Raw genomic sequence first — 25,096 nt, 5'->3', positions numbered from 1 at the left:
TAGCTATTCATCGTATTATATCCTAGCTACATATAATTAAGTCAATATTAATAGATATTTAAGATATACGAAGAACCTAGAATTATAAGATATCTATAATTATTTAGTTATAGTGCATTAAATGTGCCTTTTGAAAGATCAAGGTCGTTGACTAACCTTCGATGTGTAAACGAATGTACTTTTCAGGGAAGCTGTATTTAAACTTTCGATTATCAGGCAAGTGTTTTCGAGCTTGTTTGCACACACGACTATCACCGGAAGTCCTAACCTTTTTAATTCGAGCATAGCCTTTTGAATGCCGCATTTCGATCATTAGGTCACAGTACCCTTCGAGTTCGATCGAGCTCTTCTTCATCCCTTTGAGGATTGAAGATTTAATTTTCTTCGCTACCGGATTAATTAATGCATCATCGGCGAGTATGCTTGGAGACGTAAAGCACAACAAAAATACGAGATATTTCATACTGTTTTCAACTATGTGATGTTGAAAACAGTATGCTAGTTATTAGGAGAAGTATGAGGTTAAATTAGTACTAGAAATTGGTAAGCAAACCATGGTTTCAAAAGTTATGCCTTCTTGGAGCCTTTAGATTTGAAGCCATTGTGAGGAAATACATTTCGAATACGTTGTTGAACATTCTTGGGAATGTCTTTGGTGAACTTCAAGTTATAACCAGAACGCTTTGCGTAAACCTTAAGCTCTCCTTGAAATGCATTGTTGTGACCGATTTCTTGAAGATTGTGCTTGAAACTAGGAGGTAAATGCCCTTTTACTTGTTCAATCGCACCTTGATTGAACTTTATCTTCAATACGGGTCTATCAATTGCGACGAGCCAAAAAACCAATACGGCTCCGATTAAGATTACATACATCATAATGTCACCACTATTGCTGGTTATTTGTCGTCAGAAAGAAGTTTACTCAAATCTTCTTTGAGACTGGTTACTGTTTTGCTGGCCTGCTCACTTCGAGATGCTTCACTAACCAAATACTCTATCGCGTCAGATAACGTACAACCGAGTTCGTTTGCTCGTTGAGATAGCTTCTCCCAAACGCGATAATCAAGATCGATAGACTTCTTTTTAGTATGAACTTGTTCGGCGTTGAAGTGACGTTTACGTTTAGCTCTGATCGCTTGTTTAAGCTTGTTATCAAGCTCTGGCGACATGTTATTTGAGATCCACTCAAGAACCCCTGTAGGTTGGTGTTCTAGCTTCAACAAAGCTTGCACGGCAACATCAGCTTCACTTGAATCAATATGGCAGGTGATCGAATCACCTTCTTTCCATTTTTTTACCAAGTAGTTCCATTTCCAACCACATTCTAAATTTTCAAGCTGCTGATATTTCATGTCTAATCTCGAGAGTTAACCTAGTGACAGTGTAACCCATATTGGATCACTTAACAATTATTGTCTTGAAAGAATAGACCAAGATCATACTTATATTAGCTTAGTGTTTAGTAACTACAACATAGACCTATATGACTCCCCGCTTTTTCTATATACTCCCTACCTTATTATCATAATCAGACATTTAAATGACTCAAGTAGATTGGCGACATGTAACGCCTCAGTACGATGAATATAGCGCTCAACTAGAGCAATTTCCTGACATCTCTCCTTTCACATTCTCAGATATTCAACATAGATTTAGAGATGCGCTAACCCGTTTTGTACGCCTATCCAATCTTTCACGAGTTCTACTTGTTAATGCGCCTGACAATTCGATCTATCGTCAACTTATCGTTGAATCTTTGACGACACAGTTAAACAACGACGCTCAGCCCGTTATAAAAACCGAATCTTTAAATGCAGCCGCTTTATTTGACCAAGTTCAGTCTAAAGATGGTGAAGTAGTTGCAACAAAGCCGGGCCTACTTTCTAGAGCAAACAATGGTTACTTGGTTGTTTCAGCCAATCTGATCCTTGCAAATCCAGGAAGCTGGCTATTATTGAAATCAGCGCTTCTCGGTGAAGCTGTTGAGCCAATTAGCAGTTTTCCAGAGCATCTAAACCAAACACCTATCGCAGCGCTGACATACAACATTAAGCTGATTGTTGTCGGAGACCGCGCTCAACTTGGGGATCTTGATTATCTAGATAGCGATATCCAAACAGGGTTTTGCCTATTCAGTGAAATAGAACAAGATATTAAGCTCTCTAATGGCAGCCTAACGCAATACCTTGGCTATCTTAAGTGGTTACAGCGTCGTTATAACCTTCCAACAATAACTCAAGAAGCTTTGGTTGGTATTCTAACGGCAGGCGCAAGAGAAACGGAAGATCAGAGCTATACCCCTTTATGCCCTATTTGGCACAATGCGCTATTGAGCGAAGCTTTAGTTGAAGCGGACAATGGTGACATTGACATTCAGCATATCCAACAAGCTCAACAGCACAAGTACAACCGAGAGTCGTACCTGCCAGAGCGCGCCCTTGATGATATTCGAGATGGCCAAGTCATTATCGAAACTGAGGGTGAACAAGTGGGCCAAGTTAATGGTCTGACTGTTATCGATGTACCGGGGCACCCGATATCGTATGGTGAACCTGCGCGAATTTCATGTGTTATTCACTTTGGTGATGGTGATATTGCAGATGTTGAGCGAAAAGCCGAACTTGGTGGTAATCTTCATGCGAAAGGCATGATGATCATGCAAGCATTTTTAAGTAGCTCGCTAAACTTAGAAGATGCCTTGCCATATGCAGCTTCTGTGGTATTTGAACAGTCGTATTGCGAAGTCGACGGTGATAGTGCTTCTCTAGCTGAGTTATGCTCTTTGGTAAGTGCTTTGTCGGAATACCCTATCAATCAACAAATAGCGGTAACCGGTGCTGTCGACCAATTCGGTCGTGTACAAGCCGTTGGTGGGCTAAACGAGAAAATCGAAGGCTTCTATCATGTGTGTAAACACAACGGGCTAACTGGCGAACAAGGTGTGATCCTTCCAAGATCTAACTTAAGACATCTTGCTCTGAAGCCAGACCTAATTGAAAGCATCAAAAACAATGAATTCCATATTTGGTCTGTCTCTAATGTAGATGAAGCGATTCCTCTTATTATGAACGCACCATTTAGGGACGAAGAACAAGAAAGCGTTCTGAGTAAAATCGCGGAACGTATTGAAAACTTTGAAAGACATGAACACCCAATTGGAATTGTTGGACGCATTAAAAACTGGTTTGTCTAGTACTGATCGGACTTGTTTAGCGTACACCTGTTCACTAATATGCACCTATCAAAAATCGGAGTAATTGATAATGCAAAACAAACGTGATTCTTACACTCGCGAAGAGCTTCTAGCATCAAGCCAAGGCGAACTATGGCCAGAAGGCCCTCAACTACCAGCACCAAACATGTTAATGATGGATCGCATCACTAAAATGTCAGAAACTGAAGGTGATTTCGGTAAAGGTTTGATTCTTGCTGAGCTGGATATTACTCCTGACCTATGGTTCTTCGATTGCCACTTCCCTGGTGACCCAGTAATGCCTGGCTGTCTAGGCCTAGACGCAATGTGGCAGCTTGTTGGCTTCTACCTTGGTTGGGTTGGCGGTAAAGGCAAAGGCCGCGCTCTAGGTGTTGGTGAAGTTAAATTCACTGGCCAAATCCTACCTACAGCTAAAAAAGTAACTTACGAAATTCACATGAAGCGTGTTGTTAACCGTCGCCTAGTTATGGGCCTTGCAGATGGTCGCGTTCTTGTTGATGGCAAAGAAATCTATGTAGCTAAAGATTTGAAAGTTGGTCTTTTCCAAGATACATCAGCATTCTAGTTTAATAGTTAGATTTTTAATAAAGCAGCCAATGGTTGCTTTATTTTCACCCCAACACATTTAGTTATAGTGCATCATGATATGGCAAAGAAACTCTCATCAATTATATGTCCACCAGCGAAACAATCTTAAATCACTTTATAAACTGCCAATTCGCGGTTTAGAAGGCGTTGTATGGCTCTCTGAAACTAACAAGGCTCCAGTTGTTTAATACAACATGGGGCCTTGACCTTTGAATATGTTCGCCCTATCTACTTATAGAGACCTGAATGCTTATCATCTTTGGCATCACGCCAACCACCTAACCAATACGATTTAGAATCCATTTGGCTATATGGGCAAGCTTCTTGTGACCTGCCATTTAAACCAGCTTTGTAACCTTGAGATTGTGCTCGTTCTAGGCGATCACGCTTTTGTCTCTTCATAGTGCAGTCCTCATACGGGTGTTCGTTTACTAACATACAATGATTACAACTTCGTGGAGTTTTGTTGACTCCAACTTTAAGAATCGACCACTTTTGAACTTTTCTCAAGGTGAAAAAAAGCCCGAGTTCAGAATTGTGAACTCGGGCTCAAGAGATAAAATTATTTAAATTTTCTACGGAACCCTAACAGACCAAGTACAGTCAAAGCTAACCAACCTAGGCTACCGCCTTGACGATCAACTTTCTCTGTATCAGCACTACGAGTTTGGATATCGGCTTTACCTTTACCAGCGATAGGAATCAACTTAACCGCAACAACTTCTTCAACTGCATTAGATGCTGCACCGCCACAATATGAGTTATGTGACGTTGTATCGTACGGTTGTGTTGTTCCACCAACGGTACACTTGATGGCTGTTGCTGAGATCACACCTGCATCATTAATATCGGAAGCATCAATAATTCGGAACTTATTGTTTTCTCCAGAAGCGTTGCCATCATTCGTTAGATCATCTAACCACCAAGCTTGGCCATTGAAGATGTCTACACGACGCTCATCTTTCGATGAAGCAACATTATAAGGATAAATAAAGCCTCGGTGTCTACGCTCGCTACCGTCAACTTCACGAGTCGTTTCTGCATCGACTTGACCAACAAACTCGTTAAAGTTGTTCACCGCTTTCGCTTCACCACTCGAACCACCAAAGAAGATACCACCAGATAAGTATGTCGCAGTCGGGGTTGATGCCGAAGCATCTGTCACAACAAACATCTTGTTGCCTGCACTACCACTCTCTGGCACATAGCCGTTACGCTTAGAATAACCAACGGCAAACAAGTTCTCGTTAATGTCGGTAGCCACAGAGTTACTGTATCTAGCGTCATCGTTTGAAGAACCAGATTTGACCTCAGCGCCGCTGATAAACTTGTTTTCCCAGGTTACAGTCGATAAATCAACATTGTTCGTAAAATCAATCTGGCTACTAACAAAAATGTTCGCGTTCATATCACGCAAATCACCATTTCCGTTAACTGTATTATAACCAACGCCATAGAAATGATTGTTTACTTCTGTTATCCCTCTCATGCTGCCCTGTGAAAAATACTCATCTTCTTTAGCAGAAACACCATTTCCCCAATCAAGTTCCTTAGTGTAAGAGGCGTCCCAGATGGCAGCTTTAGAGCTAAACGCCTTATCCGGCTTAGAAGTATCCGTTGTGCCTTGATCTACCGACACACTACCAACATTGTAGACTTTGTTGTTGCTAGCAGTTATCGCTTTCCAAGCACGAGTTTCGGAAGTACCAGTAGGCCCAGCTGTCGTTGTGAACATCGCATTATTACGGATGTTACCATCAGACTTAATACCTAATGGTTGAACATTATCATCCAGAGAATTAATAACCGTATTGTGAGTATCAAAAGTATCACCTCCTTCTATAAACGCTTTCGCATTTACATAATTCAGGTCGTTTCTTTCTTTGCTCCACGTATCATTCCAACGATTATCCGCCCAACTTTCACACGTAGAGTATCTCAGCTCTCGATAACAATAGTTTTCGAAATCATCACGCTCTTGAATGTATTGGAATGGAGCATCCATTGCGAAAGGAACTTCTTCACGATAACTTACAGCTTCAACAGTATCGCGAGTTTCACCAGCCAGTTTAAAATCACCACATGCAACACCACCAACAGTGCCGTTAGTAAAACAACTTTCTGCTCCGGTTACCGTCGCTGGTTGAATTGCTACACCAAAGGTTTCTGAAGCACCCGTAATTGAACTAGGAGTGGCAACTTCCACTACTTGATATAGTGCAGCGTTAGCATTAGTTGCAGCAAAAACTAATGCTGCAACTGTTGTTAATTTAAATTTAGTACAAGTCATTATTACTTCTTAACTTTCCTGTTGTAGTGCCTCGAGCTCTTCCCAGCGCTCAAACGCAACTTCAAGCTCCTGCTCTACTGCAGATAGCTTATCTAAAACTGGTTGTGTCTGCTCTACAGATTTTGAGAAGAAGTCTGGATCATTAACTTCTTGCTGCAGAGTTTCAATTTCGGTTTCCAATTCTTCCAAACGCAAAGGTAACGTTTCTAATTCTCGTTGTAGCTTATACGATAACTTCTTAGGTTTAGCTTTAACTGGCGCAGTTTTGGGAGTTTCCTCAACAACTTTCTCCGCCTTTGCTGGCTTTTCAGCCTGACGATACTCAAGTGCCTGTGCTCTTTGTTTCTGAGCATCGTGGTAACCACCAACAAACTCTTCAACTACACCGTTACCTTCAAATATCCAACTCGTCATTACCGTGTTATCAACGAACTGACGATCGTGGCTCACGAGAAGTAACGTACCCTCATAGTTGGCAAGTAAATCTTCTAAAAGTTCCAATGTTTCGATATCTAAATCATTGGTCGGCTCGTCGAGAATCAACAAGTTATTCGATTTAAGGAAAATACGAGCCAATAACAAGCGGTTTTTCTCACCACCAGATAGCGCTTTAACAGGCGTACGAGCACGTTTAGGAGAGAACAAGAAATCTTGTAAGTAGCTTAGTGCATGACGCTCACGTCCACCTACTGTCACTTCTTGCTTACCATCAGCTAGGTTATCAATCACCGACTTCTCAGGGTCTAGAATTTCGCGGTATTGGTCGAAGTAAGCCACTTCAAGTTTAGTACCACAATGCAAACGACCTGAATCAGGTTTAAGTTGATCAAGAAGCAGTTTAAGCACCGTACTCTTACCACAACCATTTGGCCCGATAAGTGCGATACGGTCGCCACGCATGATGTTGAAACTAAAGTCTGTAACGATCTCTTTGCCTTCAAATGCAAAGTTAAGGTTCTCTGCTTCAAATACGATTTTACCTGAACGTGCAGACGTATCGATTTGGATGTTTGCTTTACCCTGTACTTCACGACGATCTTGACGCTCTTCACGAAGCTTTTTAAGAGCACGAACACGGCCTTCATTACGCGTACGACGCGCTTTGATGCCTTGACGGATCCAAACTTCTTCTTGCGCTAGCTTTTTGTCAAATTCAGCGTTTTGCATCTCTTCAACACGTAGCGCTTCTTCTTTCTCTAGTAAGTAGTTGTCGTAGTCACCAGGGAAAGAGCTTAGCTTGCCACGGTCAAGGTCGACAATGCGTGTCGCCATTGATTTGATGAAAGCGCGGTCATGCGAGATAAAGATGATTGAACCGCGGAAATCTTTTAAGAAAGCTTCTAGCCATTCGATCGTTGCTACATCTAAGTGGTTGGTAGGCTCATCAAGCAGTAATACGTCTGGGTCGCATACAAGCGCACGTGCAAGTGCAGCTTTACGTTGCCAACCACCTGACAGTTCCGTCAGTTTGGTATTTGCTGTTAGTTTAAGAGCGGCAAGAACATTACTTACGCGATCTTCAAAACGCCAAGCATTGGCATGATCCAATTTTTCTTGAACGCGAGTAAGACGGTTCAAATTCTTTTCGCTAGGATCTTCTGCAATAACATCAAGTAAGTTGTGGTATTCCTTAAGCAGCTCACCTATCTCAGCTAAACCACCAGATACGTATTCGTAAACAGAGCCTTGCTCATTACGCGGTGGATCTTGCTCTAGACGAGATACAACCACATCTTGTGTGATCTGCATCTTGCCGTCATCCATGATGATGTTACCAGACAAAATCTTCATCAACGTTGATTTGCCTGCACCATTACGGCCAACCAAACACACACGTTCGTTTTCTTGCAGTGCGAAATCCGCACCATCTAATAATGGGTGATCGCCAAACGCTAATTGCCCATTATGAATTGTAAGTAATGCCATTCTTCTTTAACCAATCGTTAAGTTCTAACAAGCCAAATGGCCAGTTAAGCTCTGAGTGTTGAGACAAATCAGAGCTTTCAAATTTGAGCACCGGAATAGTGACCCCGTAACGGGAAAAGAGTTCATCATCCAATGCGATATCCACCACATTGATCTGATGACTTATATTCAGCTGTTCCGTGAGTTTAAATGCCATCTCACATAGATGGCATCCTTCTGTACTGTAGAGAGTCAGCACTATATATCCTTATACAATCTCTTAATTACTTATGAGTAATTAACCAGCAGTTATGAATGTGCTTGTTGCGAGAAAAATCCAGAGGCAACGTCTTAGACGAGATATTCTGAGCTTTAAGACCCAACTCTTCCAGACCTTCCATATCCATCTTGAAATGACGCTTGTTGTTAGAGAACACAATCGTGCCTTCTTCTCTTAGAAGACGCTTTAAATCTTCCATCAACTGGATGTGGTCACGTTGAACATCAAAAGATTGATCCATACGCTTAGAGTTTGAGAACGTCGGTGGATCAATAAAGATCAAATCGTAAGATCCTTGCTCTTTCGCCAACCATTGTAAGCAGTCAGCTTGAACAAATTGGTGTTGACGACCAACACGGCCGTTCAGTTCCATGTTCTCTTTTGCCCACTCAAGATACGTGTTCGACATATCAACAGTCGTTGTAGAGCGAGCGCCACCTACTGCAGCATGAACAGAAGCACTGCCTGTGTAAGCAAACAGGTTCAAGAAGTCTTTACCACCAGCCATCTCACCAATACGACGACGAGTGATCTTATGATCTAAGAACAAGCCTGTATCTAGGTAGTCATGAAGGTTAACAATCAGCTTAACGCCGTATTCGTTTACTTCTAGGTTAGAAGAGTCTTGAGCCATCTTCTGGTATTGGGAGCGACCTTTCTGCTTCTGGCGAACCTTAAGCACTACGTTGTTTGCTTCAACGCCAGTCACTTGGATAGACGCACGGATGATATCGGTTAAACGACGTTTAGCTTTATCTTCCGGCACATCTTTAGGCGCTGCGTATTCTTGAATCACAAGGTGACCCGGGTATACGTCAATCGCTACATTGTATTCAGGTAAGTCAGCATCGTAGATACGGTAGCAATCTAGTTGTTCTTTCTTAGCCCACTTACCGATTTTGCCGATGTTCTTTTTAAGACGGTTCGCGAAATCAGGAGCAATCAGCTGTTCTTGCTCGCCAGTTGGACGCTCAGACATAGGACGGTCTGAAATTGAGTAGTTCTTCTGGTGACACGGTAATGCACCGTTGTTCAGTTTGAATTGTTTGTCTGCACGCATACGCAAGCAGCTAAGTAATTCATCAGAACTTGAGAAGATAGAAGCGTTGCAACCGCCAAACTCAGCCTTCAGTTGAGCACCAAATGCAGTGTACAGTGCAATCAAGCCAGGCTCTGTACCTAAACGCTCACCATAAGGAGGGTTTGACACAATCACACCATCATTGAACTCTGCAGGGCGTTTAAGCTTTGCTGCATCACCTACTTCGAATTCGATCAACTCTTCAACGCCAGCGCGACGTGCATTGTCACGCGCCGTTTTGATCATGCGTTCATCATTGTCGTAACCATAGAACTTACATTCTACTTTCTTAACGCCACGACGGCCTTGAACATTAGCTTCTGCTTTAACTTCAGCCCAAAGCTCTGGTTCGAAATCTTCTAGTGATTCAAAACACCATTTCTGACGTTTCACACCAGGTGCCATGTTTGCAGCCATCATCGCCGCTTCAATTACTAACGTACCTGAACCACACATAGGATCTAGGAAAGGTTTCGTTGCATCCCAACCACTACGAAGAAGAATCGCTGCAGCAAGAGTTTCACGCAGTGGTGCGCGACCGGATTCAGGACGGTAGCCACGTTGATGAAGACCACTACCTACCATATCCACACCAAGAATCGCCTTGTCACGGTGCAGACGAACGTGAATACGAATATCTGGATTTTCTTTGCTAATAGATGGACGTGGTAAAGACTTCTTCTCAAAGCAATCCACCACGGCATCTTTTACTTTCATCGCACCGTATTGGCTATTACGGATTTCGTTGTTTGTACCATTGAAATCAACAACGAAACGCTTAGTGCTATGGAATTGATTTACCCAGTTAACCGCTGTGGTTGATAGGTAAAGATCCATGTCATCCATACAAGTGAATTCTGAAAGGACACGTACAAATCGAGAAGCCAAACGGCTCCACAAACAACAACGATAAATTTGCTCATTCGTAGCTTTGAATTTAACACCTGCTTGAACAGGTTTTGCATTTGTAATCCCTAGTTGGGTTAGTTCTTCAACTAATAAATTCTCAAGGCCGTTTGAGGTAACCGCTAGATATTGATTCATAGTGTTCTTTTATTGATAAAAATGAGTTCGATTATACCTGAATTTGCTACTAGAGCATCACACTAAACTCGTCTTTTCATTGAATCTTTCTACTAACTGCTTAGCAAATGCTCAGTCATGAAGCGATCGCTTACTCGCATCCCCTTACAACACAACAACTCTCAATCTCACAGAAATAACACTCATCGATAAGCCTAAACCATTAAGTGCATTTATATTCACCCTTAAATTGGTATATACCAGATTAAAATTCAAGTTGAAACTTAGCAACAAAAGAGCCCAAACAGGGAATAAACAGAGGAAATCCGTTATCGATGGCGAGAGAATCGGTCGAAATTGAGGTTAAAAAAAATACGTTTTTTACAAATTAAATAAGTGAACAACGTCATTCAAATGAATGAACTACGCCGTATTTATTGAGATACGCTTTTTTAGGCACAAAAAAATCGGCTATTAAGCCGATTATGGGGAAGGTATTACAGGTTTATTCGTAGCGATAGTTGGTCGAAATAGTGCTCTAGGTTAGAGGTTAGAGGTTAGCCCACCATCGCAATATGCGTTTGATGAAGGATAGCATTTGCGTCAGTCATTCTATCGTGCATGACTTTAATCGAGTCTCCAAAGCGTAATCCTTTTGAAGGCGTTAGGAGGAACTCTTCTAAGTCTACAAATGCACATAAGCTCGCACACTCTCCTACTTCTAATACAATGAAGTAACCAAGACTATGCTCGTTATTCATTTGTACAATATCCCCTTCTTGAGGATATTCATGGCCAGCGCCTTGTGAGTCGAAGAACCAGCTTTTAGGCTGTACGGGCTTATGGAAACGCTTTGCAGCCACACAATAAAGTGCGAGCTCTGCTTGTCGTGGCTCAGACAGTTCTAAGCCAGAAATTTGTTCTTTGAAGGTTTGGTAGGAAGATGCATCATCAACAGTGAATTCATTATCTTTAAAAGCGCAGTCCACCAGCTTATTACGGACCAGATTCGTTTTAAAAATCATATCCTCTCCGAGGTTTAGCATCAACGAACATTGCTGCTCATCGTAATACCAACTCCATGTATCGCTAGGTTTAAGCATCATTTCGTCTCACACTGTTGAACCATTCCGTTAGGTAAAACGCAAAATTACCTTCAATTACAGTAATTTTACTGCGCGATAGACAAAAAAAAAGAGGAAATGAATTCCTCTTTCTTATCGCTTTTCTCTACAACTCAGTGAGTTACAGTGTCTCTTTTGTCAAGACGATGTCGGATTATAGCTTAAGCTTTTACGAACTACAGGTTTTTAACGATGTCACGAACAAGGCCTGGACCTTTGTAGATGAAACCAGAGTAAACTTGTACAAGCTTAGCGCCTGCCATCATTTTCTCTTTTGCAGCAACGTAAGAGTCAACGCCACCTACCCCGATGATCGGTAGTTGGTCACCCAGCTCTTCGTGAAGTTTACGAACAACTTCAGTACTGCGAGATTGAACTGGACGTCCGCTTAGGCCACCCGCTTCGTCGCAATGCTTCATGCCTTCAACAATACTGCGATCCAATGTCGTATTGGTTGCGATCACACCATCGATCTTATTTTTGATCAATGATTCGCAAATCTGGCTAATTTCGTCATCACTTAGATCCGGAGCGATCTTAAGAGCAAGCGGGACATATTTACCATGCTTCGCTTCCAATTCAGATTGCTTGGTTTTTAGTTCAGACAACAGATCATCAAGTGCTTCGCCATATTGTAGCGAACGAAGTCCTGGAGTATTTGGTGAAGAAATATTTACCGCAATGTAGCCTGCGTATTGGTATACCTTCTCCATACAGATAATGTAATCTTCTGCGCCCTTTTCAATTGGCGTGTCTTTGTTCTTACCAATATTGATACCTAAGATGCCGTCATAGTTCGACTTCTTAACATTCTCAATTAGGTTATCTACGCCTAGGTTGTTAAAACCCATGCGATTGATAATACCTTCGGCTTCAACAAGACGGAACAGACGTGGTTTGTCATTACCTGCTTGTGGACGAGGAGTAACAGTCCCTACTTCTACAAAACCAAAACCCATTGCGCCAAATGCATCAATACATTCGCCGTTTTTGTCTAGACCGGCCGCAAGGCCAACTGGATTTTTAAAAGTAAGACCCATGCACTCTACAGGTCGGTGAGGTAGTTGTTGGCGATACAAAAGATCAATAGGTGTGCCGGTAAAGCGTTTGAAATTTTGAATTGCAAGGTCATGTGCCTTTTCGGCATCAAGTTGGAAAAAGCCAGTTCTGGCTAGACGGTAAAGCATTGTGCCTCCGATAGAAAAAAGCGCCGTGTAAACGGGGCGATATTATTTACTTATTTGCCCAACTATTCAATCTATTACTGACTGTAAGGGTAAGATAATCGAGTTTGCTAACGAAAGAGGTTTATTATTAAGCAAACGTTACCGTACCCTCAGGCGAATCGTCCATTTGACTACCATTCATGTAACGAGCATCAGTTAACTCGACCAATTAAAAGCTAACTTGACCAAACATAAGTGACTCAACGAAATAATTGGACACATCATTCACTATTCAGCCAAATGACACTGTTCTGCCGAATAACACTATTCAGCCAAACGAAAAAGGCAGACCTAATGGCCTGCCCTTATTTCTTTTCGTTTTTATCTAATCGCTAGTCTGTCGACATGCAGTTTAGATTCAACAGCATCAATTCACGTAGTGCTACTGAGAACTTAGCAAACTCATGAACCGAACCTACTTTGAATTCGTTCAAGATGCTTTCCCAACGATGTAGAGAAACCGAGTTGCTTTCCATCCAATCATCAAGCGCTTTAATCACATCAATATCTGAAGCACAACCGCAGTTAAGTACTTGACCAGTTAGCTGACGTTGCTGCCAATCCAGATCTTCTCTGAATGCCGCACGTGCCAATGCTTGCCAGTTGTTGTCTACTGCTTGGCCATTGATTTGCTTCAAGAACCAGTGCAAAGACAAGCGGTCACCAAGATTGAAGTAAAGCTTAGACGCTTGTTGTACTGTTTTACCTGTTTCACGAGCTACTGTGGATATATCCAGTGCTGAGTACAAACTAGACAAACGTGCGACTGAATTAGCCAACTCAGCGTTTACGCCTTGGTCAATCCATAGCTGTGCCATTGCGTTATGCTCTTCTACTTCAGAAGCTACTAGGTTTTCATCCAGTTTCTCTGTAATAGTAAGAACATCACCCTGGTAAAGTTCAATCAGAGCTTTCACTGACTGTTTACCAGTACGGTTTCTTAGCAACCAACGAGCCAAGCGACGAAGTGTACGGCGAACATGGTAGATCAATTCGTATTGAGCTTCAGAACTTGAAACATTGTCCAGTTCACGGATGCTCTTAAGAACTTTACCAAGACCGTAGATTTCACGTGATGCCGCGTAAGCATTTGCAATATCAACGATATTTGCGCCAGTCTCTTCTTGCAGACGAGTAACGAAATTACAACCCATCTCGTTAACCATTTGGTTAGCCAGTGCAGTCGCGATGATTTCAGAACGCAGTGGATGATTATCCATGTGCTGAGAATAGTTACGACGTAACGCTGTTGGGAAGTATTGCATAAGCTGTTGAGCATGGAATTCATCATTAGCGATATCATCACTAACAAGATCTTCTTTAAGTACCATTTTGCCATAAGCGACAAGTACAGAAAGCTCTGGTCTTGTTAGGCCTTGACCCTGCTTTTCACGCTCAAGCAATGTTTCGTCATCTGGGATGTATTCCAAACCACGATCTAAGTACCCTGCTTTTTCCATTGTGTGAATAAAGCGGATTTGCTCTTTTACTAAGCCAACACCTTGATGCTCAGTAACCGAAATAGACTCAGCTTGGCAATATGCGTCGTCTAGTACGATTTCGCCAACTTCATCTTCCATCGATTCAAGCACTTGGTTACGTTGCTTAACGGTTAGATCACCATTAGATACCAAACCATTCAAGAAGATCTTAATGTTTACTTCATTATCTGAACAGTCAACACCGCCAACATTATCAACAAAGTCGGTATTAACTCGACCACCCGTAAGTGCATATTCAATACGACCCAGTTGAGTCATACCCAAGTTACCGCCTTCACCAACAACCTTAGCTTTCAGGTCACGGCCATCGATACGAAGTACGTCATTTGCACGGTCACCTACATCAGTATGAGTCTCGTTTGAAGACTTAACGTATGTACCGATACCGCCATTCCAAAGAAGATCAACCTGCATAGACAAGATCGCTTTGATCAAGTCATTCGGTGCCATTGATGCTTTCTTAGTACCCAGCATTTTCTGAATTTCAGGCGTCAAAGAGATAGACTTCGCTCGACGAGAGAAGATGCCACCACCTTGAGAGATAAGGTCTTTGTTGTAATCTTCCCAGCTTGAACGAGGTAGGTTAAACAAACGCTCACGCTCTACCCAGCTTGATGCTGATTCTGGATTCGGGTCAATAAAGATATGCATGTGGTTGAATGCAGCTTGCATACGAATATGCTTAGACAACAGCATGCCGTTACCAAACACATCGCCCGCCATATCACCTACACCGATGGCGGTGAAATCCGTTGTTTGACAGTTGATGCCCATTTCACGGAAGTGACGCTTAACAGATTCCCAGCCACCTTTCGCGGTGATACCCATCGCTTTATGGTCGTAACCGTTAGAACCACCAGAGGCAAATGCATCGCCTAACCAGAAGTTGTATTCATCAGATACTGAGTTTGCGAGATCTGAGAACGTTGCTGTACCTTTATCGGCAGCAACAACCAAGTACGGATCATCTTCGTCGTGACGAACAACACTCTTAGGTGGGATAACCTCGCCTTCAATGATGTTGTCTGATACGTCTAGTAGTGCGCGGATGAAGCGCTTGTAACAACGTTGACCTTCAGCGAATATCTCATCACGGCCAGACATCATGTGTTGACGCTTACAAACGAAACCACCTTTTGCACCAACCGGTACAATTACTGTGTTCTTAACTTGTTGAGCTTTAACTAGGCCTAGAATCTCAGTACGGAAATCTTCTTGACGGTCTGACCAACGTAAACCACCACGAGCGACTTTACCGCCACGTAGATGCACACCTTCAATATCTGGTGCGTAAACGAAGATCTCAAACGCAGGAACCGGCGCTGGGATGTCTGGAATCTCGCTTGGTCTCATTTTCAGAGCCAACCAAGGTTTAGACTGTTTGTTGTCGTCTAACTGATAGTAGTTAGTACGAAGCGTTGCTGTGATCATTTCCATGTAGCGACGAATGATACGATCATCATCCAAGCTTTCTACATGATCCAACTGTTCAGTGATCTTCTTGATAAGATCTTGTTGGCCTTTTGCGCTGCCCTTCAATTTAGGATCAAAACGCTTGCCGAATAGGCTCACTAACCCTTTCGCTAGATCTGGGTAATGAGACAATGTGTCTTCAATGTATTGTTGACTGAATGGGAAACCAACTTGGCGCATGTAACGCGCATACGCACGTAAAATTGAAATTTCACGGCCAGAAAGACCTGCACCCAATACCAAGCGGTTGAAACCATCACTGTCTAACTCACCCGCCCAAATCGCAGCAAAGGCTTGTTGGAATAGATCGCGAGCTTCACGAAGATCAATCGTCTGGTCACTCTTATGCAGCATCGAGAAATCAAGGATCCAATAAGTCACCCCATTGGTCTTGCGCACTTCATAAGGTGACTCACCAATAACGCGTAGGCCAAAGTTTTCAAGCATTGGCATAACATCAGACAGGTGAATCGGCTCATCACTGTGGTAGAACAATTTCAAACGAACGGCTTTAGAGTCTGCCGCCTCTTCTTGAGGTCGGTAGAAAAGCATGCCAAGTTTGTTGTCTTCGCTCAGAGCTTCTAGACGTTCGATATCTGCAACCGCAGAACCAGGCATCATGTCTTCTTTGTACGAACGTGGGAATGCACGCATGTACTCTTTCGATAACGGTAGACCTTTGCTTTCACCGAAGTTAGCAACGATTGATTCAGACAGGCGGTCATCCCACGTAGACGATACTTCCATTAAATTTTGCTCAATTGTTTTCACGTCCACATCCATGTTGTTGTTATCAACACGAACAATATAGTGCGTTCTTGCCAGTGGGCTTTCAGAGAAGTATGTCGTGAATTCGACTTCTTCTTCGCAACCGAAGTATTGCTTTAAAATGCGTTGGGTTTGACGACGAAGTTCGGTGTTGTAACGATCTTTTGTTACGTAAACCATACAGCTGAAGAAACGACCAAACGGGTCTTTACGAACAAACAAACGCAGAAGATCGCGATCTTGCATTTGTACTACGCCCGTACCAACTTCAAGTAACTCTTCTTCTCGAGCTTGAAGCAGTTCATCACGTGGGTAGTTTTCAAGAATGTTGTGCAGAGCTTTGTAAGAGTATGAACCCTTACGGTAACCACTTGCATCTAAGATACGCTCAACTTTCTCGCGAACTAGAGGAATGCTTTCAACCGTTTGGTTATAAACGGCAGAAGTGTAAAGGCCGGTAAAGCGGTGCTCACCAATTACCTTACCGTTTTTATCAAACTTCTTGATACCGATGTAATCATTGTAAGCTGGGCGGTGAATGCGTGAAGCCGTGTTGCCCTTGGTTACGATCAGTACATACGGTTTTTTTGCTTCTAAGCGTGCCGAGTCTGAAAACTCAGACAGCTTAACGTTACGTACACGATCTGAATTTGCGAACAAACCAAGACCTTGCTCCTTGGTCGGTTGTAGCTCAGTGTCGCCATTCACAGAAACAAGGTCATATTCCTTGTAACCCATAAACGTAAAGTTGTGCTCGCCCAACCAACGAAGGAACGCGAGAGTTTCATCAAAACGCTGGCCATCAACTGGAATCGTCTCTTTTTGCTCTTCAACTTGATTGGTGACTTCTTCAAGTCGTTCTACCATTTTCAGCCAATCATTAACCACAAGACCAGTATCGGTAAAGATATCCAGTAGCTCGGTTTTAAGTGCGGTCATTTCAGCTTTGCTACTTAGACGGTCAACCTCAATATGGAAAAGTGATTGGAAGACACCTTCATTGTTGCTGACACCAACAACACTTCCCTTATCAGAACGGGAGATTTGTGTTGGGTTGTGGAGCATAAGGTGAGAAGAGAGATCGAGGCGAGTTAATGCCATTTTTACAGAATCAACGAGGAATGGGCTATCTGGTACCACTATCTCAACGATAGTGTGAGTCGATTGCCAACCTTGACGGCTTACTGTCGGGTTAAAAACACGGACAGAAATTTCGTCGGCTTTCTTTTCATTGATGTGATGCCATAAGCTAACTACAGCACCGTATAAATCGGATTCGTTTCTCTGAGTTAGGTCGTCGTGAGAAACGTTACTAAACAAGTGTTGAGCAAGTTGAGTTACGAGAGGTCGATGAGCAAGGTCAAGTTTGTCTTGAATCAGTTTGTACACTTTTTCAAGTAAAACTGGAACCACAGTTTCACGTGCGGTCATAGTCACACTCCACAATTAGAATTATATTTTATTATTAGGGGGCTTACTTAAGCTGGTGTTTGAATTGAGCCGTTGAGCTCTTTCCTACTAACGAGTTAAGCAAAGGTAATGCATTCATTTATTGTAAAAGCATTATTGAGAAATAGTTAATTGTTTTGGAGGTGGTAAGAGGTGAAATGTTTGATTATGTGATTAAGATTCCTTTTAACTCACTAGGCACGCCAAGGTTTACAGAGCTTCCAACTTAATAAACTTATTTTTTTGGTCAGTTGTCAGTCTAAACTGCCCTCTAACCCCTATTTGTGTAAGAAATGGTCTGAACCGAGTTGCAGGTAACTGTAGACGCAATCCAGTGGTCGTTATCACTTGAACTTTACTTGCGGCACCAGAATAGCTGGCCAAAAACTGTTGATATGAGATGTTAAGTTGGAAAATATAGCGATTCATACGATACCTGTATAAATATACAGTGCCGGTATTTTTTGGCACAAAACGATGTTGAACAGTGGAAACCCTGAACGACGAAAATTGTCTAAAGGTGGAAACGTCTCAGTTTGAAAGCTTGTCTAGGAGGCTAACCTTACTTTGACTTTGACTTCCTTAAACAGCAAATTCTGTTTAAACAAAGGGTTTAGCTTAAACAACGATTTTTAACTAAGCAACCAATCCTGGTTGAAAATCGAGCACCCAAAAACAAAAAATCAGTGGCAGATGACCTCTACCACTGATGACTTCTCGTTATTAGTAAACAGTTACCTGAATAAGCGCGAACTTAAGCCTCGAGTGCTTTCGTTACTTTCTCAAATAAGTCTTTAGCTAGATTATCCATACCCTTTAAAATCTCAAGTTGCTTTTTAATCAATGCTTGGCGTTGATCATCGTACTTACGGAACTTAAGCAAAGGATCGATCAAACGTGATGCTACTTGTGGGTTGCTGCTGTTAAGCTCACGTAAGATTTCTCCTGCAAACTCATAGCCCTGACCTGACTTGTCGTGAAACTGAACTGGGTTCATGTTTAAGAATGAACCGACCAAGTTGCGAGTACGATTCGGGTTTTTCAAACTAAACGCTTGGTGTGACATAGACGCCTTGATCACTTCAAGTGCGTTTGAACTTGGGTTCGTTCCTTGAAGAGCGAACCACTTATCCATTACAAGACCATCGTGTTTCCACTTATCGCTGTAATCCGCCATTAAAGTTTCACGACATGGGAGTTGTGCACTGTTCGCCGCGCCCATTGCGGCCATTGTGTCTGTCATGTTGTTTGCTTGCTGGTACATAGCAACAACCAAGTCATTACCCTTTTCAGTATGAGCTAAGTAACTTAGACACACTTTACGCAAAGTACGCTTACCAATTGAATCATGGTCAATCGTGTATTCTGCTAAGGCGTGACTGTGGTAAACCGCAGCAAGTTCATCTTCAAGCTCTTTCGCCAACGTCACTTTCATTGAATGAAGTACTGACGCGACAGCATCGATATCAACACGCTCGTACCAACCCGACACTTCGTTATGACTTGGTAGAGAAAGCATCTCTGCGATAAATGCAGGCTCTAATGAATCGCTAAGCAATACACCGCGGAATGCATCAACCACTTCAGAAGAAAGTGCAAACTTTTGACCTTGTTGAACGTTATCTACGTTGCTACGGATGTATTTCGCTAGCAGCATTTGTCCCGCGTCCCAACGAGAGAATTCGTTGCGAGCATTTACCATCAGGAAGATTAGCTCTGCGTCTGAATAGTTGTATTCAAGTTTCACTGGCGCAGAAAACTCACGCAGCAAAGATGGAACTGGTTGCTCGTCTACGTTCTCAAACACAAACGTTTGTTCCGCCTCTTTCACATCTAATACATTATGAATAGGCTGACCGTTACATTGTAACTCAATCACTTCACCCGACGCTGTGTACAGCTCGATATCAAGAGGAATATGCAGAGCCTGCTTTTCGGTTTGCTCATGAGTTGGCGCTGTCACTTGACGAGTCGTTAACGTGTACTCTTTTTTCTCTGCGTCGTAATGGCTTTCAACAGACAGTGTCGGCGTACCAGACTGGCTGTACCATAAACGGAACTGAGACAGGTTAACGCCCGATGCATCTTCCATTGCCGCTACGAAGTCTTCACATGTTGCCGCCGTACCATCATGACGTTCGAAGTACAGCTTCATGCCTTTTTGGAAACCTTCCTCACCCAACAATGTGTGGATCATACGGATCACTTCACTGCCCTTTTCGTACACTGTTAAAGTATAGAAGTTATTCATTTCTATCACTTTTTCTGGACGAATTGGGTGAGACATTGGACTCGCATCTTCTGCGAATTGTGGGCCGCGAATAATACGAACATTATTGATGCGGTTTACTGCGCGAGAACCAAGATCAGACGAGAACTCCTGGTCGCGGAATACCGTTAAACCTTCTTTCAAGCTCAACTGGAACCAATCGCGACAAGTAACTCGGTTACCTGTCCAGTTGTGGAAATATTCGTGACCGATTACCGCTTCTATACCTAGGTAATCTGTATCTGTTGCTGTTTGGTCGTTTGCCAGAACAAACTTAGAGTTGAATACGTTCAGGCCTTTGTTTTCCATCGCGCCCATGTTGAAAAAATCAACGGCTACGATCATGTAGATGTCTAAGTCGTACTCTAGGTTGAAACGCTCTTCGTCCCACTTCATTGAATTAATCAAAGAGACCATCGCGTGGTTAGCTCTGTCTAGGTTGCCTTTGTCGACAAAGATTTCTAGATCGACATTACGACCAGATTGTGTGGTGTATACGTCACGAAGTACATCGAAGTCACCCGCAACTAAAGCAAACAGGTACGCTGGTTTTGGATGTGGGTCTTGCCATTTCACCCAGTGGCGGCCATTTTCAGCTTCGCCTTCGTCGACACGGTTACCATTACTGAGTAGGAATGGATTTTCGGCTTTGTCTGCGATAACCGTTGTCGTGAATTTCGCCAACACATCTGGGCGATCCATGTAGTAAGTAATACGTCGGAAACCTTCGGCTTCACATTGAGTGCAGAAAGCACCACCCGACTTGTACAGGCCTTCAAGAGCACTGTTCCCTTCAGGGTCAACTTCCGTAACGATTGTTAGTGTGAAATCTTTCGGAAGTTCATTCAAAGTAAGTAGAGTTTCAGACTGTTCGTACTGCGTCCACTCCTTACCTTCAACCAAAACAGAGACTAACTTCAAGCCTTCACCATCAAGTACTAATGTCGAGCTTTCTTTCTCCTGCTTAACACTAGAAATAGCGGTAATAATGGATGCTGAATCGTACAAATCGAAAGTAAGATCGATTTCAGAAATAGTGTGAGATGGTGATTGATAATCTTTACGATACTTGGCTTGAGGTGTATGTGCCATGACGGGTTCCTTTTGATCGTTATACGTAATTATTTTTGAACTGTATATATCTAAAGGTTGAGCGCCAATAAAACAAGGGGAATATTAAAAAAAGGAGGCATTGTAGGAAAATGCCTCCATGTTTTACTATTTTATCAATCAAATCAGACAGGAACGCCTAATAAACAAGCAACAAACCATATTATCAACGAGTTCAATTTTAGGGCTAAAACTCGCACTTATCGAATACGATTAAGCACCGCAAACATGTCTCCTTCTTCACCTTGAAGCGTCAACACATCACTGTTTAATGTGTAACGAGTGCCGTGTTCACCGTTCTCATAAAGCAGAACTAGCTGGTCCCCTTCGGTGTAATACACTCCACGACGAATCACTTCACTGCCCACTTCATCAGAGACACGGAACATAAATACGAAGTCAGGCTCTAGCACTAAGTCCATTTTTTGAATGTTACTTGCACGTAAGTCACTACCAGAAAGTTCGGCGCTCGACCAAATCCCGGCCAGAGCATTTGGAAGTGCTTTGGTAAACAAAACACCGTTAAGGTTCAGCATGTTATGGTTACTACTGTAAGCATAAACTTGTGGTTCTGAGGTATTCAAACCCAGAATGAGCGTGTCTTCATTGGCGTTATATAAACCTTCCCAGTGATCGACGCTGTAATCTTTCTTTTGAATATCAATGGTAAATGAGTAGTTTGAATCGAGAGTCAGCTTAATAGCTCTAAAATTTTCAGTACCTTTGTCAGGTTCTGGATTCATTAAATACCAATCACCCAGGAGTAAAGGCAGGTCAAAGTGAGATAGATTGCTATCGCTTTTTGACTGTTGAACGCTCGGAGCACCCTCGCTCCCCAAAGCAGCAAAACTTAAACAAGATAAAACCAGTAGAATCCATTTCATAAGCGCCCCCTTATTTTCTTTAAGCTTAGGCACGTAATGATTAGAAAGCGAAAAAATATGATCCAAGTCACTAAATTTTAAGTGCGAAGTAACTGGGTGACATAATCACTCGCAAAAACACGCTTTAAATATGAGCTATTCAGAAGATGCCGAAGCGTTAATGCATAAAGAAACACCACCATTTTTGTCAAATCGCAGATACAAAAAAAGCGAGCCTAAGCTCGCTTTTTAAAACCGTCACCTTTAACAAGGCACGTTATAAGAGTTTATTTCTTTATCATGTCTAGCATGATAGCAACCGACTCATCAAGATAAGCATCTGGGGCTTCGTAGTCTTTAGGAATATCATCTAGCGTTTTAAATGCCTCTAACTTAGCGGCTTTTTGACGTTGATTGATACGCTCTAGACGAAGCACATCCGCATCATCACTCTCTTGCTGACGTACCTTTTCATTCAAAGAAAGGTCGTTATCGTCTTTATCTGCTTTATATTTTTCAATATCTTGCGCGATAAAGCCAAATTCCATGTCAGTAGCAATGCGAGCTTGGTGTTGGGCAGTCAAAGCAACTATTTCTTCATCGTTACGCTGTAACACTGAGTAATTTGCTTTATCAATACTGTCCCAAGGTAGAGCATTATCTTCAACACTTTCACCAGTATCTGCTGGATCAATTGGCGTCGGATAAGCAATATCAGGTACTACACCTTTGTTTTGCGTACTGCCACCATTGATTCGGTAGAATTTCTGGATTGTGTATTGAACGTAGCCCAACTCTTTATCGAACAAATCATAGATATGATTCAAAGAGCGATGTTGTTGCACCGTTCCTTTACCGAAAGAGTTTTCGCCAAGAATAATTGCACGACCGTAATCTTGCATCGCTGCTGCAAAAATCTCAGAAGCTGACGCACTGTAGCGATTCACCAATACCGTTAATGGACCTTGATAGCTGATTTCGCCGTCAGTATCACTGTTCACTTTGACACGACCGTAGCTATCACGAACCTGAACAACTGGTCCCTCTTTGATAAATAAACCAGAGAGTTCGGTTGCTTCAGTCAGTGCACCACCACCGTTGTTTCGAAGATCAACGATAATACCTTCAACACCTTGCTGTTTAAGCTCACTGATCAGTTTATCGGTATCTTTAGAGAGGCCAACATAGAAACTTGGTACTTCAAGAACACCAATCTTCTTGCCATCTTTCTCGATAACTTCAGATTTAACAGCGCGGTCTTCTAGACGAATCTTGTCGCGTACAATTGTGACAACGTGACTTTTTGCATCGTTACCTTCCGGCAAGATTTGTAGCTTAACTTTGGTCCCTTTCGGGCCCTTAATCAGCTGTACTACATCGTCTAAACGCCAACCGATAACATCAACAACCTCTTCGCCATCTTGGCCGACACCGACAATGCGGTCACCATCGCTCAATTGTTTGCTGTTTGACGCAGGGCCACCAGCAACTAACGAGCGAATCACGGTATAGTCATCAGTCATCTGAAGCACAGCACCAATACCTTCCAAAGATAGATTCATCTCTGATTGGAATTGTTCTGCATTTCTTGGAGAAAGGTAACTGGTGTGAGGATCAACTTCACGCGCAAATGCGTTCATGTAGATTTGGAAAGCATCTTCATTATGCGATTGTGTAATACGCTTCATCGCATTGTTGTAACGCTTTTCCAAAACCTCTTGAATCTCTGGCCATTCTTTACCAGTAAGTTTCAGGTTCAACGCGTCATATTTAACACGCTTCCTCCAAAGCTCATTCACTTCGGCGATATCTTTCGGCCACTCCGCTTCACTACGATTGAGCTCAATACTTTCATCGGTATCAAACTTAATCTCAGTATCTAGCAAAGACAACGCATATTGAAAACGTTCAAAACGCTTCTGCATAGAAAGATTATAAACATCGAAAGCAATCTGGTTATTACCCGCTTTCAGCTGATCATCAATTTGCACAGATGAAGAGGAGAAAGAGTCAATATCAGCTTGAGTGAAGATATTACGATTATAATCCAGCATCTCTAAATAACGATTAAAGATAGCCTGAGAGAAATCATCGTTGAGATTGAAGTGTTTATAGTGAGAACGAGTAAATCGAGAAGTAACACGTTTACTAGCAGTTTCGTGTTGGACCTCAGGAGCGAGTAAAGGTAAATCGTCCTGATCTAATTTGGCTTCAAGAGCCTGAGCTGAAGCTGCTAGAAAAAAGCTAGCAGCAATCAGTGTCAATTTTGAACGGCATTTCATGCGTAGGAGTATCTCCTTTAAGCGCGCAAGTGCTCCGCTTTAACAACCATTTGTAGGCCGTTTGCTAACTGAACACGTACATCTTCCTTATTGATTTCAACAATGGTCGCAGCCATGTTTCCTGTACCCATGTTCACATTTACTTCTTTGCCAGCGATGAATTCATCGGCGTTCAAAGCGCGTGTTTCTACAGGCTTTTCTACTTTTGGTGCTTTAGGCGCTTGACGACGAGGCTGTTGAGCTTTCTTCGCCTTAGTTTTCGCTTTGCCTTCTTCACGAGCTTTCTGTGCTTGTTCTTTACGACGAGCCTGAACTTTCGCTTTGCTTTCTGCAAGTGTAGCTTTAGCGTGTTCTACGTGCTCTTCTTCTAATGTGCCACACGCGTTGCCGTCTAGGTCAACACGATCTGCACCAGCTTTTACGCCGTGCAGGTAACGCCATGATGATGTGTACTGTCTTAACGCTGCACGAAGCTGAGTCTTACTTACTTTTTCGTCTTCACTTAGACGTTCAGCAAGATCTTGAAAAATACCAATTTTAAGTGGTTTTGCTTCACCTTCTAGAGTAAAGCATTTAGGGAAACATTCAGCAACATATGCGATAACTTCTTTGCTGTTTTTTAACTTTTCAGTGTTTTCCATGTGGGTTC

The 25,096-nt window shown here is 42.5% G+C and carries 18 protein-coding genes; 2 read left to right on the top strand and 16 right to left on the bottom strand.

Going from position 1 to position 25,096, the window contains the following annotated elements; translation table 11 throughout:
- Window positions 1-151: 151 nt before the first annotated feature.
- From IHV80_RS07450 to matP, 3 genes are all read right to left on the bottom strand, one after another.
- Complete coding sequence (locus tag IHV80_RS07450; protein WP_192890627.1) at window positions 152-463, bottom strand: hypothetical protein; 312 nt, start codon at window positions 461-463, stop codon at window positions 152-154.
- Between the two features lie 104 nt (window positions 464-567).
- Entirely contained in the window at window positions 568-876 is a 309-nt protein-coding gene (locus IHV80_RS07445; RefSeq protein ID WP_192890626.1) for a DUF3634 family protein, read from the bottom strand.
- Window positions 877-896: 20 nt separating this feature from the next.
- A complete protein-coding gene (matP, locus tag IHV80_RS07440; protein WP_017106977.1) occupies window positions 897-1,352 on the bottom strand; it encodes a macrodomain Ter protein MatP in 456 nt (151 codons plus the stop codon).
- 188 nt (window positions 1,353-1,540) lie between these two features.
- On the opposite strand from matP, the gene IHV80_RS07435 reads away from it, so the two are divergent.
- Together IHV80_RS07435 and fabA are read left to right on the top strand one after the other, a co-directional pair.
- A complete protein-coding gene (locus tag IHV80_RS07435) occupies window positions 1,541-3,193 on the top strand; it encodes an AAA family ATPase (protein ID WP_192890625.1) in 1,653 nt (550 codons plus the stop codon).
- 70 nt (window positions 3,194-3,263) lie between these two features.
- Complete coding sequence (gene fabA, locus IHV80_RS07430; protein WP_029223508.1) at window positions 3,264-3,779, top strand: bifunctional 3-hydroxydecanoyl-ACP dehydratase/trans-2-decenoyl-ACP isomerase; 516 nt, start codon at window positions 3,264-3,266, stop codon at window positions 3,777-3,779.
- A 251-nt stretch (window positions 3,780-4,030) separates the two neighbouring features.
- On the opposite strand, the gene rmf is transcribed toward fabA, so the two are convergent.
- From rmf to proQ, 13 genes are all read right to left on the bottom strand, one after another.
- On the bottom strand, window positions 4,031-4,204 hold the full coding sequence (rmf, locus tag IHV80_RS07425) for a ribosome modulation factor (protein WP_017074275.1): 174 nt from the start codon (window positions 4,202-4,204) through the stop codon (window positions 4,031-4,033).
- Window positions 4,205-4,364: 160 nt separating this feature from the next.
- Window positions 4,365-6,092, bottom strand: a complete 1,728-nt coding sequence (locus IHV80_RS07420) for a DUF3466 family protein (RefSeq protein ID WP_192890624.1) — start codon at window positions 6,090-6,092, stop codon at window positions 4,365-4,367.
- Between the two features lie 9 nt (window positions 6,093-6,101).
- Entirely contained in the window at window positions 6,102-8,018 is a 1,917-nt protein-coding gene (locus IHV80_RS07415) for an ABC transporter ATP-binding protein (protein ID WP_065104257.1), read from the bottom strand.
- Window positions 7,996-8,214, bottom strand: coding sequence for a glutaredoxin family protein (locus IHV80_RS07410; protein ID WP_032500367.1), 219 nt, complete (start codon window positions 8,212-8,214; stop codon window positions 7,996-7,998). Before IHV80_RS07410 ends, IHV80_RS07415 begins: the two co-directional genes overlap by 23 nt.
- A 67-nt stretch (window positions 8,215-8,281) precedes the next feature.
- Window positions 8,282-10,402: a bifunctional 23S rRNA (guanine(2069)-N(7))-methyltransferase RlmK/23S rRNA (guanine(2445)-N(2))-methyltransferase RlmL gene (gene rlmKL / locus IHV80_RS07405; protein ID WP_192890623.1), complete on the bottom strand. Its 2,121-nt coding sequence runs from the start codon at window positions 10,400-10,402 to the stop codon at window positions 8,282-8,284.
- A 536-nt stretch (window positions 10,403-10,938) separates the two neighbouring features.
- Window positions 10,939-11,487, bottom strand: a complete 549-nt coding sequence (locus tag IHV80_RS07400) for a cell division protein ZapC (RefSeq protein ID WP_004733648.1) — start codon at window positions 11,485-11,487, stop codon at window positions 10,939-10,941.
- Between the two features lie 194 nt (window positions 11,488-11,681).
- Window positions 11,682-12,692 carry a quinone-dependent dihydroorotate dehydrogenase gene (gene pyrD / locus IHV80_RS07395; RefSeq protein WP_004733647.1) on the bottom strand — a complete coding sequence of 337 codons (1,011 nt, stop codon included), beginning with the start codon at window positions 12,690-12,692 and terminating at the stop codon, window positions 11,682-11,684.
- Window positions 12,693-13,063: 371 nt separating this feature from the next.
- Window positions 13,064-17,905, bottom strand: a complete 4,842-nt coding sequence (locus IHV80_RS07390) for an NAD-glutamate dehydrogenase (protein ID WP_192890622.1) — start codon at window positions 17,903-17,905, stop codon at window positions 13,064-13,066.
- Between the two features lie 228 nt (window positions 17,906-18,133).
- Complete coding sequence (locus IHV80_RS07385; RefSeq protein WP_004733645.1) at window positions 18,134-18,352, bottom strand: DUF2835 domain-containing protein; 219 nt, start codon at window positions 18,350-18,352, stop codon at window positions 18,134-18,136.
- 325 nt (window positions 18,353-18,677) lie between these two features.
- Entirely contained in the window at window positions 18,678-21,284 is a 2,607-nt protein-coding gene (pepN, locus tag IHV80_RS07380; protein WP_192890621.1) for an aminopeptidase N, read from the bottom strand.
- 218 nt (window positions 21,285-21,502) lie between these two features.
- Window positions 21,503-22,186 carry a hypothetical protein gene (locus IHV80_RS07375; protein WP_192890620.1) on the bottom strand — a complete coding sequence of 228 codons (684 nt, stop codon included), beginning with the start codon at window positions 22,184-22,186 and terminating at the stop codon, window positions 21,503-21,505.
- A gap of 266 nt (window positions 22,187-22,452) precedes the next feature.
- A complete protein-coding gene (gene prc / locus IHV80_RS07370) occupies window positions 22,453-24,447 on the bottom strand; it encodes a carboxy terminal-processing peptidase (RefSeq protein WP_192890619.1) in 1,995 nt (664 codons plus the stop codon).
- 17 nt (window positions 24,448-24,464) lie between these two features.
- Window positions 24,465-25,088: an RNA chaperone ProQ gene (gene proQ, locus IHV80_RS07365; RefSeq protein ID WP_192890618.1), complete on the bottom strand. Its 624-nt coding sequence runs from the start codon at window positions 25,086-25,088 to the stop codon at window positions 24,465-24,467.
- Between the last annotated feature and the right edge of the window lie 8 nt (window positions 25,089-25,096).

The sequence above is a fragment of the Vibrio bathopelagicus genome (assembly GCF_014879975.1).
GTDB classification, from domain to species: domain Bacteria; phylum Pseudomonadota; class Gammaproteobacteria; order Enterobacterales; family Vibrionaceae; genus Vibrio; species Vibrio bathopelagicus.
Note: the sequence above shows the minus strand (reverse complement) of the source record. Positions and strands in the feature narration are given on the sequence as shown.